We start from the raw sequence: 13,811 nt of genomic DNA, 5'->3' as shown, positions 1-13,811 counted from the left end.
CACATGGCCGTAAATAACAAGTCGGCTGCAGAGCAGCGCGCCCGGGTGATCCTGGTCGTCGAGGATGAATGGATCATCCGAATGACCGTGGTCGATGCGCTGCGCGACGAGGGCTGGAACGTGGTCGAGGCTGCAGACGGCGTCGAGGCATTAGAGTTCCTTCAATCCGGCGCCATCGTTGACATGATCTTCACCGACGTGCGGATGCCCGGTGAGGTCGACGGTATGGCACTGCTGGCCTTCGCGCAGCGGACGGTGCCGCACGTTCCGGTGATCGTCACGTCCGGTGATTTCGATCCGGGATCGGCGATGGGAGCGGGTGCGACCGCTTTTCTGGTCAAGCCCTATCCGCTGGGCACACTCGCCGCGCTGGTCAGCGCCAAACTGCCGGTCGTCCGGTGACGGGGCAAAACGACCATGCCAGCGCATCGGTGCTGATCGTCGATAGCGACATCATCGTAAGGCATGCCTTGGCCGACTACCTGCGACATTGCGGCTACCGGGTGGTCGAGGCGGCGAGCAGCGACGAAGCGCAGCTGGCGCTTGCCGAGGCCAGCCTGAGTGTCGATGTCGTCCTGTGCGACGTGGCGGTAGCGGGCCACCAATCGGGGTTCGAGCTGGCGACGTGGGTGCGCCAGAACCGGCCGGAGCTAGAGGTCAAGCTGACCGCGAGCGTCGAAGGGGCAGCGAAGGCGGCGGCCAATCTGTGCGACGGCGGGCCGCATCTCGGTCGCCCGTATGAGCCGGACAGCGTGGTCGATTACATCATCCAACGCCGCGCCACGCAGCAACGCAACAGTGAGCGTTGAGCTCTTGCGTGCGCCGGATCCGGTGAATCAAGCCAACCAGCAAAAGTACTTTTCGCTACCGTCGCGTGGCGCCCGTAACCGGTCAACGCCACTGCATCAGACCGACAGTGCGCCGTAGTGCTGCCGCAAGCGCCGCCACCCTCGATCAGAGGGCGTCGAGGCTTTCGAGCGCCAGGATCCGGTGGGTAACAAGTACGAGTCGATCCTGCGCTTCATACAGTTCCTGACGGTGGACGAGACGAGTCCGCATGCCCGCGATGTGGATACGAAGCGTCAACCGCTGCGGTGCAGAAGTCGCTCGCCTGCGACGTCATCGCCTACGCATATGCGCCGGCGGCAAGGTGCGTGCTGCTACCAGCGCCGTCGCTACAGCGCGCTTAGCGCCAACATGGTCGGTAGTGGATCGGGCGGCATAGGACGCGGCGGGCAGCGAACCAGGGATACACGTCGGTGAGCGTGCCGGTGCCACGTGGCGTCCTCATGCAAGCGATCGTCGAAGCGATGTTCGTGTCCTGACGCCGCCGCGGGCCTATTTGGGCTTGCCACCAGCTGGCGCCTCGGCGTTCGCCGCTTCTAGCTCAAGTTGGCTCGCGGCCTGCTCTAGCCGATCCGCCATTTCTTCCGTTTCCTTGGCGTCCTTGTTCGCTGCCTTCTGCTCGGGCGGCGCCAACGCGTCGAGGCGCACCGCCTCTACTTCAAGCCGCTGTGCGTCGGCGGTCGCGCGGGCTGCCTCCGTGACGGCCTGGTCGGGATCGATGCCGATCTTACGCAGCGCCTCCGTCCGCTGCGGAATGGGAACGGCGGGATCGAACACGATCACTGTCGCGCCTGTCTGGCCCAGCGCGGTGCCGACCACCTCTGCCTACGCCGGCGGCAAGGCGACGAACAGTCGCGATCCCGCGAGGCGGCCGGCTGACGTTGCATTCGCGCTCTCGGTCAGCACGCGCGCCAGAGCTTCGGGAGCGGAGGGACTTGCGAAGGCGAGGTCACTTTTTTCGTCCCACCCGGTGATAACCTCGCGGATGTCCTTAGCCCGCTCTGCGAACTCGGGTGTACCTGGCGCCGGAAGAATCCAGACCAGATCGAATCCCCTTTGCGCGCCGATCGGAGCAAGGCGCTTGACCGCTTGATAGAGATACCGGTTCCAATCGAACTCCTTGGTTCCCGTCGGCGGAGCGAGAGGAGCGATGAAGCGCGCCCTCCAGATCGCCTCCTCGGCCTTTGATCGCGCCACGAGGGGCGCAGCGGCCGCCATCGCTCGGTCCCACGCCGGCCCCGTAAGCGGCGCGACCATCCCTGTCGCAAGATCGATGGTGACGTCCACAAAGCCGCGCGACGAACCGATCGAACCGCCACCGTTTGGCACAACGACTTTCAGCACCACCTGCCGGCCATCGCGCGACAGCACGTGCTCGCCGCTCCACCACATCGAACTCACACTCGTTGGCAGAGCGCGAACATAATTCTCGGGCAGGATGTCGGTCAGCTTCATCGCCCGCACCAGCGATCCATCGCCGCGGTAGATCACCACAACGTTGTCGCCGAAGCCGGTTGAATGCCAGTTATCGAAGGTCACGACGTGTCCACCGCCGTCCGCGATCAGAGCGCTGACCGGTGCGACCTCATTGACAAGCGGAGCTTCCCAGACTTTGATCCAAGCCGCACCTGAGCGCCGCTCTACGATGCCGAGCGCGCGCGTTTCGCCGCTGTGCCGCTGACCGGCGGGCTCTTTGCCATCAACCTTGTCTGAGAAGTAGGCCAGCTGATTCTCCAGATCGCGCGGGACCACGGTCAGGCGCGTCGCCTTGTCAGGCGAAAGGTATATCTTGGGTTCCGGCGGCAGCCAGCTATCCGCTAGTGCCGGCGAGGCAACGACCATCGCCACCGCGCTGACGAGCCTGATCAGCCATCCCATGTTGTCGCCTCCCGTGTGAACCGGCACGCGTGCCGCAGTTGCGATGCAGTGTCGAGGATAGGTTCGGCCTCCCAGTCGCCGGCACAACATGCTGCGCGCCGGGGCGTGCTGATGCAGGCGATCGTCGAGGCGATGTTCGTCAATCGAGCTGGCCCGAGCAACAGAGTCGAGGCGAGTCTATGGCACGGCGAACCGAACGAGAAGGAGCCGAACGCCGCTGTAGCAACGAATCTCTGTGCAGGATGCCGAAGGCGGGATGCGCCGGAACAACCTTTCGCCTGATCGCCATGTGTGTAACGGCAGCCATCAGATGGTTGCTCGCCGGATGGCGACCTGTTCACTGACCAGTGCAAAGAAGGCCGGTACCCGTCAACTATTCCCGAGCATATCCCGCGCGGCGGCGAACGTCGGCCGTCGCGCCTGAACGAAAGGCCAGTTACGGCGAACGTCGCTCAAAAGCGGCCACTCCGTTCCCCACCAAACCCCACCGAAGTGCACGGCGTTCGGCGATGAGCGCGGTGAGGATTCGGCGCGGACAAAAAATAGTATGGCGTGTGTTTGGGGTTCTGCATTGACCCTATCGTCGGTAGCCTTGCGCTCTATCCTAATCCACTCTCCACCCATATTGCCGGGGTGTTAATCACAACGCGCCCGCGCGCAACTGGCCGACTGCATAATCGCAGGCGCGGGCAGTAAGCGCCATGTAGGTAAGCGATGGGTTCTGGCAGGCCGAAGAGCTCATCTGCGCCCCGTCGGTCACGAAAAGGTTCGGCACGTCGTGGGCTTGGCTCCAGCGATTGAGCACCGATGTCGTCGGATCGATCCCCATTCGCGCACCACCCATTTCATGATTGAGGTGCCGCCGTTGTTGGGATGACCAAAGCCAGCACTGGCAGAAGACGTCCGGCTGCTTCGCGGCATGGTAGACCCAATCCCAGCCATTCGTGCGCTCCTTCTTGCTGCCCGATACCTGCCGCTCGTTCATGTGAAGACCCGAAGGCTTGAGCGAGGCCTACCAGCGCTTCGTCACAGCCAAGATTGGCGCCCTTTTGCCTGATGGTTATCAAAAGCAGACAATGGGCATGGCAAAGCAAGCCTATCACTTATCCGCTGTCGCCCCGATGGAAACATTTCGCAACGAGCAGGAAACCGAAGCTGAACAATTCCGTTCAGCTCCGCGTCGCTCGTGCGCTCTAGGGCGACCGCGCGGTTCATCCGCTCGAGCCAATCCTGGAGAACGTCGATGGCCACTGTGGCAGCTAACCCGGGCCGGGCGACGTCCCCTGACCAGCCGCCTGCGACGCGTACCCTGGATGCGTTGAACTTCTTTTTGGCCGACGTCCGGGACGGGCTGGGACCTTATCTCGCCATCTACCTGCTGGTCGTGCGAGGACCGTCGCACGGCTGGGACGAGGCGACCGTAGGGATGGTGCTGACCATCGCCGGAATCGTCGGACTGCTGTCGCAGACGCCGGCGGGTGGCCTGATCGATCGAGCAAAGAACAAGCCACGGATCGTGATGATCGCAGCGTTGCTGGTGACGCTCAGCAGCCTGTCGCTACCGGTCGTCTCCGGCTTTACGATGGTGACGGTCACGCAGTCTCTCGCTGCAGCCGCCGGTGCGCTGTTCGCCCCTGCGATCTCGGCGATCTCGCTTGGGCTCGTCGGGCCGAAGATGTTCGCCAAGCGCGTCGGCCGCAACGAAGCGTTCAACCACGCCGGCAACGCGGTCTCGGCGGCGGTCGCCGGCGTGCTGGCGTGGAAGTTCGGACCCGTCGTCGTGTTTTGGCTGATGGCGGGGCTGACCATCGCGAGCGTCGTCGTGTCGATGCGGATCGATAACGACGACATCGATAATGCCGTCGCACGCGGCCTCGACTGCGAGCCCGGAGAAGGCTGCGAGGAGCCGAGCGGCTGGAGGACGCTGCTCGAAAACCGCCCGCTGATGATCTTCGCGGCCGCCGCCTTCACTTTCCATCTGTCGAACGCGGCCATGCTGACCTCGGTCAGCCAGCTGCTCGGGCGCACCGTCGGCACCGACAAGGCTACCTCGCTAACCGCGGCCTGCATCGTCGCCGCGCAGCTGGTGATGGTGCCGGTCGCGATCGTCGTCGGGCGCCACACGGAGCGCTGGGGTACCAAGCCGACGTTCCTCGTCGCGTTCGGCTTCCTCGCCGCGCGCGGCGCACTCTACACCGTGTCGAACGACCCGTGGTGGCTGGTCGGGGTGCAGGCGCTGGACGGGATCGGCGCGGGCATCTTCGGCGCGCTGTTCCCGGTGATCGTCGCAGACCTGACCAAGGGCAGCGGGCGCTTCAACGTCAGTCAGGGCGTCGTCTCGGCGATATTCGGCTTGGGTGCCGCGCTGTCGGCGACGCTCGCCGGAGCGATCATCGTGTGGGCGGGCTATACCGCCAGCTTCCTGACGCTCGCGGGGATCGCCGCCGCCGGATTCGTGCTGTATCTTGTCGCGATGCCGGAGACGCGCAAGTGACGGGCGCGCCCTCGCTGAGCTGGGTCCATATCGGCGACCTTCATATGGACGAGGCGACCGATTGGGAAAGCCGGGGCCGGCTCGCCGCGATCGTCGCCGAGATCAACGAGCATGTCGGCGACGCTGCGGCGTTCGTCTACCTCCCCGGCGACAATGCGAACCATGCCACGGTCCACCAATACCGCGTCATCGTCGAGACGCTCGCCCCGCTGAGACTGCCGTATCGCGTCATCCCCGGCGATCACGATTTCGAACTGGGCGATCTTGCAAACTATGACGCCGCGTTCCCCGAGGCCAACCGCCCCGAGATGGAAGTCGTCGCGGGACATCGCTGCATCTATGTCGACATCGTCTCGGCGGGCGCGGGCGGCCCCGATTTCCGGCTGACGATGCACCATCGCAACCGCCTGCTCGCCGAACTCGCGCGCGCCGAAGCCGAGAGGCAGGTCCCGCTCGTGTTCATGCACGCCTTTCCGGGCGACCTGGCGGCGGATGGCGAGGACATCGCGCGGATCTTCGCCGATGCACGTGTTGCCTTCGTCGACACTGGGCACACGCATTACAACGAACTGCTCAACGATGGCCGCGTCGTCTACGGCGCGACGCGCTCGACCAGCGAGATCGAGGAGGGCGGCGGCCGGCCCGGCTTCTCGATCGTCACGGTCCACGGTCGCGTGCCTAGCTGGCGCTTCAAGGAAACGGGCGGCGCCTGGCCGTTCATTCAGATCGTGTCCCCGGCGGATCTTCGCCTCGTCACCCGCCCCGCCGACCCAACCCAGGTGCCGCGCCCCGGCTCGATCGAGATCGTTGCCAAACTGTTCGGCAGCGCCGACGAGCCGGTCATGCTATCGGTCGATGGCGGCGCAGCCCAGCCGATGATCGACACGGATATCGGCTTGTGGACCGCGCACGTGTCGCTGTCGGCAGGCTTGCATCTGATCGAAGCGAGCGTCGGCAGCGACCGCGACGTGATCGAGCTGCTGGTTCGCAGCGAGGCCGACATCCCCCGCAGCGGTCTGCCGATCGCGCCGGGCCGCGACATTCACAGCATCGGTGCCTGGCCCGCGCATGGCATCCCCGGCGGCCAGCTCGGGCCAAACAAGAACGGCAAGCGCTGGTGATCCTGGCAACCGGCGCCACCTGGGGGATCTGCGCCGCCTCCACCGCCGCGGTGATCGCGCGTCCGTTCCGCTGGCCCGAAGCGATCTGGGCCGTCGCAGGCGCGGCGCTTTTGCTGCTGTTCGGCCTGATGCCCTTCCCCGCTGCGATCGGCGCAGTCGCCAAGGGCATGGACGTCTATCTTTTTTTGATCGGCATGATGTTGCTCAGCGAAGTGGCTCGCGCGGAAGGACTGTTCGACTGGGTGGCGGCAACGGCGGCAATCCATGCGAAGGGATCGACCGCGCGCTTGTTCGCGCTGGTGTACGTCACCGGGATCATCACGACGACGTTCCTGTCGAACGACGCTACCGCCGTCGTGCTCACACCAGCGGTCTACGCCGCCGCCAGGAAGGCGAAGGCCGATCCACTGCCGTTGTTGTTCGCCTGTGCGCTGATCGCGAATGCCGCGAGTTTCGTGCTGCCGATTTCGAACCCCGCCAACTTGGTGCTGTACGGCGGGCATATGCCGCCGCTTGGACAGTGGTTCGCATCGTTCGCGGTGCCGTCATTCGCATCAATCCTGGTCACCTTCCTTGTGCTACGCTGGACCCAGCGCAAGCGCCTTGCCGGTGCCTGCCTCAGCGGCGTCGAACGCACACCGCTGACCAATGGCGGCAAGGCTGCGTTCGCCGGCATCGTCGTCACCGCGTGTCTGTTGCTCGTCGTGTCCGCGCTCGACATCGAACTGGGCCTGCCGACCGCGATTGCCGGGATCGTCACGACGGTGGCGGTCTGCTTGATCGCACGAACGTCACCGCTGCCGCTGCTCAGGGACATCTCGTGGAGCGTGCTACCGCTGGTTGCGGGGCTGTTCGTGCTGGTCGAGGCGCTCGACCTAACCGGTGTGATCGGGTGGGTGGCGCAAGCCATTCGCACTGCATCGGCAGATCCGGCCCACGCTTCGGCCGTGTTCGGCACGATCCTGGCGTTCGGATCGAATCTCATGAACAACCTTCCCGCCGGACTCGTTGCGAGCACCGCGGTCGCACAGGCACAACCACCGCGGTTGGTCGTTGACGGACTGCTGATCGGCGTCGATCTCGGCCCAAACTTGTCGATCACCGGCAGCCTGGCGACGATCCTTTGGCTTCAAGCGATCCGGCGCGAGGGCGAAGACGTCTCGTTCTGGAGGTTCCTGAAGGTCGGTGCGGTCGCCATGCCGCTGGCGCTGGCCGCGGCGCTCGCCGCACGCATTCTGATCGGATAACGGAGCCAATGGGGTATAAGAAGGATGCCAGCCTCAGCGAAAGGACCCAATCACGGTCGTTCGCAAACCCTTTTCGTATCCCCAACTTCAGCCGTTCGTTCAGCTCGCTTGAGCGACCGCATCGGAGCTGCTGATCTCCAAGCTCAATGACGCTGTTTAGGACAAAGCCCCCGTTCGCGAAGATTTCGCCAAACGGGGGATTCGACCGGGAGCTGCATTCGCGAGCGGCCCGAAAAGGATGGTATTTCGAGAAGCTGCTAGGCGTCCCGAAACCCGGTTTAGAGCGCAAAAAAGGAAGGGCGGCGTGTTTCCGCCGCCCGACCGAGTGCCCTACAGTGAATGAATAGCGACGCTGTCCGCCGGTGCCTCAATGCGATCGACCATTCCGTAATCGCGGATGACATTCGCAACACGCAGTCGATAGTTTGTGAAGATGCCCGCTCGCCCTCGGGCCTGCGTGGCGCGATGCGCGGCCGTGTTTCGCCACTGCTGAACAGCTTTCTCATCCCGAAAGAAGGAGAGCGACACCATCCTGTTTGGCGTGGACATGCTTTGGAATCGCTCGACAGACAGGAAGCCGTCTATCATTTCCAGCTCGCCGCGGAGTGCCGCGGCGAGCGCGAGATATCGATCCATCCGTCCTTCGGCCAGCTCGACCTCGAAGATGACGGCGATCATGGCTTTACCAGCGGCGCATGGGGTGCAGAAGCAAGCCGGAGGAACATCCGATCTTCGCGCAGGATGAAACGCTCCCGCTTCGCGAACTCGTAATTGCTACGGCCCAGGGGATCATCGCGAAGTCGGGCGCGGTATGCCTCGTAGGCGGCGAGGTCTGCGATGTTGTAGAGTCCATAGGCTGTCGTGGCTGACCCTTCGTGCGGCGCGAAATAGCCGATCAGATCGGCCCCGCAACGCGGTATCGCCTGTCCCCAATTGCGGGCATATTCCTCGAACGCATCGACGCGGAACTGGTCGATTTCGTAGCGGATGAAACACGTGATCATAGCTGGCCTCCCGGGATTGTCGTAACCGGGCCATCGTAGATCGCAGGCAGCGATCGATGCTTCGGCCGCCATCGAAGCATGAAGGGAGCCATATATGCGACGAGGCCTGCAAGAGGGCGTATTCCCAGTGAAAGATAGATGCTGACCACGACCGGAATTGCCGAAATCGCCGCCCTTGTCGGTGACCCTGCCCGAAGCGCGATGCTGGTTGCGCTCATGGACGGGCGCGCGCTCACCGCAACCGAACTTGCCAACGTTGCGGGAATAATGCCCCAGACAGCGAGCAGTCATTTGGGGCGAATGACGGTTGCGGGGCTGCTGGCGGTCGAACGGCAGGGACGCCATCGGTATCATCGGCTCGCATCCTCGACCGTTGCCACAATGATCGAAGGTATCATGGCGGTCGCTGCCGAGCCGGCAAACAGGACCAAACGCAAGGTGAGAACAGGGCCTCGCGACGCGGCGGTGCGCCGTGCCCGCTCCTGTTACGACCACCTTGCCGGCAGCATTGCGGTGGCTGTCGCTGATCGAATGGGCGAGCGGGGATATATCACCGATCTGGCTGCTGGTGGCGAGCTATCCGCCGAAGGCGTGGTGTTCCTCCGATCGATCGGCGTCGATGTCGATACCGCGTTAAACCGCACAACGGCACGCAAGCTATTTTGTCGCCCCTGCCTCGATTGGAGCGAACGTCGCCCGCACATCGCCGGTACGATTGGCGCAGCGTTGTTGAATGCGTGCTTCGAACACGACTGGATGCGCCGCACAGACGGTTCGCGGGCAATCTCGATCACGCGTACCGGGGCGCTCGCGCTAAACAGCAATTTCGGGATTAAATCAGGCGAGGAATAGCAGGCTGTTTCGTTCCCAATTAGGAACCTTCGAAGAAATAGTTTGCCGGTAGCAGCTACCGCCGCCGTGCACGGCGACGGTTTTACTGAAATCTGTTCCCGTATGTCGGCAGGTGCCTCGGGCCATTCCTGCTCATCAGGCGCCAAAGCGTTCTTCCGACGGCCACTCCGGCCATCAGACCTCGTCCCGATTAAGTAATAAGAAGGGCTTAACCAAAACACATTGGACCGCAAGCTGACGCGCTGGCGCAATTAATAGGCTGACCGTGATCGTTCGCGAAGGAATGTTTGCGTCTCAGCAACGTCTCCGTGTCATGGCGCTGCCACACCGCTCAGTGTCTTTACCTTTCTGTTCGAAGAGCGCTTGCCAAGGCAGCACCTATCGTGAACCATCCAAGTCGGCAGGCCAACGTGCTTGCTGGCCTCGTGTTACACGACGATACGATAGAGGGTGCAGCAGATGGACGGCGGCGAACGATCCGGGGACGACTCCTCGACCATCACGCGCCGAACGGCGCTTGGCGGCACCGCGGGACTTGCCGCCGCCGTGCTTATCGACGCAGGCGCTGCCGTGTCGGCCGCGCCTGCCCCGCCGCCCGGCGCCACGCTCTTGATCAAGCCGATCGTCAACGGCCGCGTGACCCCGGTCACGATCGATCCGCGCACCTCGCTGCTCGATCTCCTGCGCGAGCTGCTCGGACTGACCGGCGCGAAGAAGGGCTGCGACCACGGGCAGTGCGGCGCGTGCACCGTCCATATCGATGGCCGCCGCGTCGCCTCGTGCCTGACACTCGCCGCCAAGACCGACGGGCGCGCGGTGACGACGATCGAAGGGCTGGCCGATGGCGACGGGCTTCACCCGATGCAGCAAGCGTTTATCGATCATGACGCGCTCCAATGTGGCTATTGCACGCCCGGCCAAATCATGGCCGCGGTCGCCTGCATCCGCGAAGGCAAGGCAACGAGCCGCGCCTCGATCCGCGAGGCGATGAGCGGCAACATCTGCCGGTGCGGTGCCTATGTCGGCATCGTCGATGCGATTGCGGACGTCGCGGGCAAGGGACGGCGGGTCTGATGCGACCGTTTACCTATGTCCGCCCCGACAGCGCCCAAGCGGCGATCGAGGCGTTTGCCGCCGCTGGCCCCGGTGCCCGCTACATCGCCGGGGGCACCTCGCTCTACGATCTGATGAAGCTCGATATCGAGCGGCCCGAACATCTGATCGACGTTACCGCGATCCGCGGGCTCGACGGAATCGAGACCGATGGCGACCGTCTGCGGTTCGAGGCGCTGGCGCCGATGAGCGCGGTGGCGATCAACCGCGTCGTGCTGCGCGACTATCCGGTGCTGGCCGAGTCGCTGGCCAAGGCCGCGTCGCAGCAATTGCGCAACATGGCGACGGTCGGCGGCAACCTGCTGCAGCGGACCCGGTGCCTGTATTTCCGCAACGGCGCGGGTGGGGTATCCGCCGGCATGACCTATCCGTGCAACAAGCGCGAGCCGGGGTCAGGGTGCGCGGCAATCGGCGGCCTTGATCGCGGTCAGGCGGTGCTGGGACAGAGCCGGTCGTGCACTGCGGTATCGCCCGGGGACTGGCCCGTCGCGCTCGTCGCGCTCGACGCCTATGTCGAGATCCTTGGTCGGCAGGGAACGCGGTCGCTGCCCGTCGCCGATCTCTATCGGCTGCCGGGCGGCACGCCGCACCTGGAATTTGCCCTAACGCCGGGCGAGATCATCACGGCGATCGTCGTGCCCAAAGCCGCTGCCGGACGCCAATCCACCTATCACAAGATCCGTGATCGCGAGAGCTACGCCTTCGCGCTGGCATCCGCCGCGGTGGCGCTGGACATGGCGGGCGACACCGTGCGGCAGGCACGGATCGCACTTGGTGGCGTGGCGACGCGACCGTGGCGTGCGGTAGCGGCGGAAGCGCAACTGGCCGGAAAGCAGCTAACGCGCGAAACGGCCATCATCGCCGGACGCGCGGCACTGACCGGCGCCAAGGCAGGTGACCACAACGGCTTCAAGATCGAGCTTGCCGCACGCACCGTCGCGGATGCGCTGATGATCGCGGCGCAGAGGAAACCGGCATGACGAGCGCTCCTTTCCCGAACCGCCCACGCGTCGATGCGCTCGACAAGGTGCTCGGCGCGACCAAATATGCCGCGGACTATGCCTTGCCGAATCTGCTCTATGCGATGCAGGTCCCCGCGACGATCGCCAAGGGGCGGGTCACCGCGCTCTCCATCGATGCCGCCATGCGCGTGGCCGGTGTTGTGAAGGTGCTGACTGCTGGCGATTTTCCGCCGCCGCCCGCCGCTCAGCAAGGCGCGCCGCCGCCCCCGGCAACGATCACCCGGGATATCGCCTATCGCGGCCAGCCGGTCGCGCTGGTCGTGGCCGAAACGCTGGAGGCGGCGATCCAGGGGGCCGAGGCGATCCGGCCAACCTACGCCGCGGATGCCACCTTCACCGCGACCATCGACGGCAAAGGTGCGGTGCGCCAGCCGGTCCAGCCGACGGTCGGTGGTAACGCGACAACGGCAATGGTGCAGGCGGTGACACGCCACAGCGCCGAATATGTCAGTCCCGCTCAACACCACAATCCGATGGAGATGCTGTCGACCACGGCAGTGTGGGAGGGCGGCGTGCTGACCGTCTACGAAGGCACGCAGGGTAGTAATGCGGTCAAGGGCGCGTTGATGCGCAACCTTCGGCTGACATCCGAACAGGTGGTGGTGAAAAGCCCGCAAGTCGGCGGCGGCTTCGGGCAAAAGGGCGGCGCCCAGCGTCATACCGCGCTGGTCGCGCGCGCGGCGATGCTGCTGGGTCGACCGGTCAAGCTGGTGGTGCCGCGCGGACAGATCTTCCACAACGCATCGTTCCGCCCGAAGAATCGTCACCGGATCGAGATCGGCGCGGACGCCGCCGGCAAGATGATCGCCGTGCGCTACGACGCCGATCAGCAACAGTCGCGCGAGGGACAGTTCCCGCCCAACTATCATGAAACACCGCCGATGATGTACGGCATCCCCGACTATCACGGCACTGCCGCGAACATCCGCATCGATACGCAGGCGCCAGGCTATATGCGGGCGCCGACTCCGCATCCGTCGTCATTCGCGTTCGACAGCGCCGTCGACGAACTGGCGGTGAAGCTCGGCGTCGATCCGGTCGCCTTCCGGCTGCGCCACCGCGCGACCCGCGATCCGATCGACGACAAGCCGTTCTCCTCGTGCTTTTTGCACGAGTGCCTGAGCGAAGGCGCACGCCGCTTCGGTTGGAAGGGTCGCCCGCTCGCACCGGGCGCCATGGTGCGGCCCGATGGCACCCAGGTCGGCTGGGGGGTCGGCTGCGGCGCCTATCCGGCGAACGTCCACCCCAATATCGCGACGCTGCGGGTCGGCGCGGACGGCACGACGCGCTTCGCCGCCGCCGGGCACGAAATGGGCCAGGGCATCCGCTCGACGATCGAGCAGATCCTGGTGCGCGATCTCGCGATCGATCCGGCACGGCTGGAGATCGCGATCGGCGACACTTCGGTTGCGCCACAGCACGTCACCGCCGGATCGTGGGGCACGGCGAGCGTGGTGCCCGCCGCCGAACAGGCCGCCGCCAAGCTCAAGGCGGCGATCGCCGAACTGCTCGCCGGGCGGTCCCCCGGCGGCAATCTCCATCGTCAGCTGGCCGCAGTGCGCCGTCCGTTCGTACAGGTCGAGGTGACGACGGTCGGACCGGGCCAGGGCGACAAGGACGTGGCGCGGCTGCGGCAGGGCGGCATGGCCGTTTCGGGGCCAGAATACCCCGCATTCACCAGCTTCAGTTATATCGCCCATTTCGTCGAGGTGCATGTCGAACCGCATACCCGGCGCATCCGCGTCCCGCGTGTCGTCAGCATCGCCGATTGCGGCCGCGTCGTCTCGCCCCGTACTGCCGAAAGCCAGGTCCGGGGTGGCGTCGTCTGGGGCATCAGCGCCTGCCTGCGCGAAGCGACCGAAGTGGACCCGCGCTTTGGCGGCTGGCTCAACAATGATCTCGCCGACTATGTCGTCGCGGTGAACGCCGACATTGGTGAGATCGACGTTGGGTTCATCGATCGCCCGGACATGCAGTTCAATTCGCTTGGCGCGAAGGGGTTGGGCGAGGTGGCGATGACCGGCTGCGCGGCGGCCATTGCCAACGCCGTCTTTCACGCGACCGGCACGCGTCTGCGCGAGATGCCCTTCCGGATCGAAGACCTGCTATAGATGCCTTACCCCTGACCGCCTGACAAACAGTGCATTGGCTGACGGAGCCCGCCCCGGCTTAAGCCGGCCTCCCCCAACCAAGCATGGAAACACACCTCGCCGCGCTCAACAATCCTTCGGCAC

Annotated in this window: 13 protein-coding genes and 1 pseudogene; 9 read left to right on the top strand and 5 right to left on the bottom strand. The window is 64.9% G+C overall.

All coding sequences use genetic code 11. The features are described 5' to 3' along the window. Positions 1-3: 3 nt before the first annotated feature. Together NV401_RS15000 and NV401_RS14995 are read left to right on the top strand one after the other, a co-directional pair. Positions 4-402 carry a response regulator gene (locus NV401_RS15000; RefSeq protein ID WP_261295248.1) on the top strand — a complete coding sequence of 133 codons (399 nt, stop codon included), beginning with the start codon at positions 4-6 and terminating at the stop codon, positions 400-402. Further along, the gene (locus NV401_RS14995) at positions 399-809 is read left to right on the top strand and encodes a response regulator (RefSeq protein ID WP_261295247.1); all 411 of its coding nucleotides are present in this window, start codon (positions 399-401) and stop codon (positions 807-809) included. Before NV401_RS15000 ends, NV401_RS14995 begins: the two co-directional genes overlap by 4 nt. A 529-nt stretch (positions 810-1,338) precedes the next feature. On the opposite strand, the gene NV401_RS14990 is transcribed toward NV401_RS14995, so the two are convergent. From NV401_RS14990 to NV401_RS14980, 3 genes and pseudogenes are all read right to left on the bottom strand, one after another. Further along, positions 1,339-1,629: a hypothetical protein gene (locus NV401_RS14990; protein WP_261295246.1), complete on the bottom strand. Its 291-nt coding sequence runs from the start codon at positions 1,627-1,629 to the stop codon at positions 1,339-1,341. A gap of 42 nt (positions 1,630-1,671) precedes the next feature. Further along, positions 1,672-2,724 carry a hypothetical protein gene (locus NV401_RS14985; RefSeq protein WP_261295245.1) on the bottom strand — a complete coding sequence of 351 codons (1,053 nt, stop codon included), beginning with the start codon at positions 2,722-2,724 and terminating at the stop codon, positions 1,672-1,674. 640 nt (positions 2,725-3,364) lie between these two features. Beyond that, a pseudogene (locus tag NV401_RS14980) lies at positions 3,365-3,574 on the bottom strand (GMC oxidoreductase); the annotation flags it as partial. Positions 3,575-4,054: 480 nt separating this feature from the next. Between NV401_RS14980 and NV401_RS14975 the strand changes: the two are divergent. Genes NV401_RS14975 through NV401_RS14965 form a run of 3 tightly spaced genes read left to right on the top strand, consistent with a single transcriptional unit; the run spans position 4,055 to position 7,586 of the window. Continuing rightward, entirely contained in the window at positions 4,055-5,218 is a 1,164-nt protein-coding gene (locus NV401_RS14975; protein ID WP_261295244.1) for an MFS transporter, read from the top strand. Next, on the top strand, positions 5,215-6,339 hold the full coding sequence (locus tag NV401_RS14970; protein ID WP_261295243.1) for a metallophosphoesterase family protein: 1,125 nt from the start codon (positions 5,215-5,217) through the stop codon (positions 6,337-6,339). The genes NV401_RS14975 and NV401_RS14970 overlap by 4 nt, the downstream gene beginning before the upstream one ends. Beyond that, complete coding sequence (locus NV401_RS14965) at positions 6,336-7,586, top strand: arsenic transporter (protein ID WP_261295242.1); 1,251 nt, start codon at positions 6,336-6,338, stop codon at positions 7,584-7,586. Before NV401_RS14970 ends, NV401_RS14965 begins: the two co-directional genes overlap by 4 nt. A 330-nt stretch (positions 7,587-7,916) precedes the next feature. Here NV401_RS14965 and NV401_RS14960 read toward each other — a convergent pair whose 3' ends face one another. Together NV401_RS14960 and NV401_RS14955 are read right to left on the bottom strand one after the other, a co-directional pair. Next, positions 7,917-8,264: an antibiotic biosynthesis monooxygenase family protein gene (locus NV401_RS14960; protein WP_261295241.1), complete on the bottom strand. Its 348-nt coding sequence runs from the start codon at positions 8,262-8,264 to the stop codon at positions 7,917-7,919. Next, a complete protein-coding gene (locus NV401_RS14955) occupies positions 8,261-8,590 on the bottom strand; it encodes an NIPSNAP family protein (RefSeq protein ID WP_261295240.1) in 330 nt (109 codons plus the stop codon). The genes NV401_RS14960 and NV401_RS14955 overlap by 4 nt, the downstream gene beginning before the upstream one ends. Before the next feature lie 138 nt (positions 8,591-8,728). Here NV401_RS14955 and NV401_RS14950 point away from each other — a divergent pair, with 138 nt between their 5' ends. From NV401_RS14950 to NV401_RS14935, 4 genes are all read left to right on the top strand, one after another. Next, on the top strand, positions 8,729-9,442 hold the full coding sequence (locus NV401_RS14950; RefSeq protein ID WP_261295239.1) for an ArsR/SmtB family transcription factor: 714 nt from the start codon (positions 8,729-8,731) through the stop codon (positions 9,440-9,442). Positions 9,443-9,901: 459 nt separating this feature from the next. Further along, complete coding sequence (locus NV401_RS14945; protein ID WP_261295278.1) at positions 9,902-10,516, top strand: (2Fe-2S)-binding protein; 615 nt, start codon at positions 9,902-9,904, stop codon at positions 10,514-10,516. Continuing rightward, positions 10,516-11,535, top strand: a complete 1,020-nt coding sequence (locus NV401_RS14940; RefSeq protein ID WP_261295238.1) for an FAD binding domain-containing protein — start codon at positions 10,516-10,518, stop codon at positions 11,533-11,535. The genes NV401_RS14945 and NV401_RS14940 overlap by 1 nt, the downstream gene beginning before the upstream one ends. Beyond that, a complete protein-coding gene (locus tag NV401_RS14935) occupies positions 11,532-13,688 on the top strand; it encodes a xanthine dehydrogenase family protein molybdopterin-binding subunit (RefSeq protein ID WP_261295237.1) in 2,157 nt (718 codons plus the stop codon). Before NV401_RS14940 ends, NV401_RS14935 begins: the two co-directional genes overlap by 4 nt. Positions 13,689-13,811: the final 123 nt, after the last annotated feature.

It is taken from the genome of Sphingomonas hylomeconis (genome assembly GCF_025370105.1).
Taxonomy (GTDB): Bacteria; Pseudomonadota; Alphaproteobacteria; order Sphingomonadales; family Sphingomonadaceae; genus Sphingomonas; species Sphingomonas hylomeconis.
Note: the sequence above shows the minus strand (reverse complement) of the source record. Positions and strands in the feature narration are given on the sequence as shown.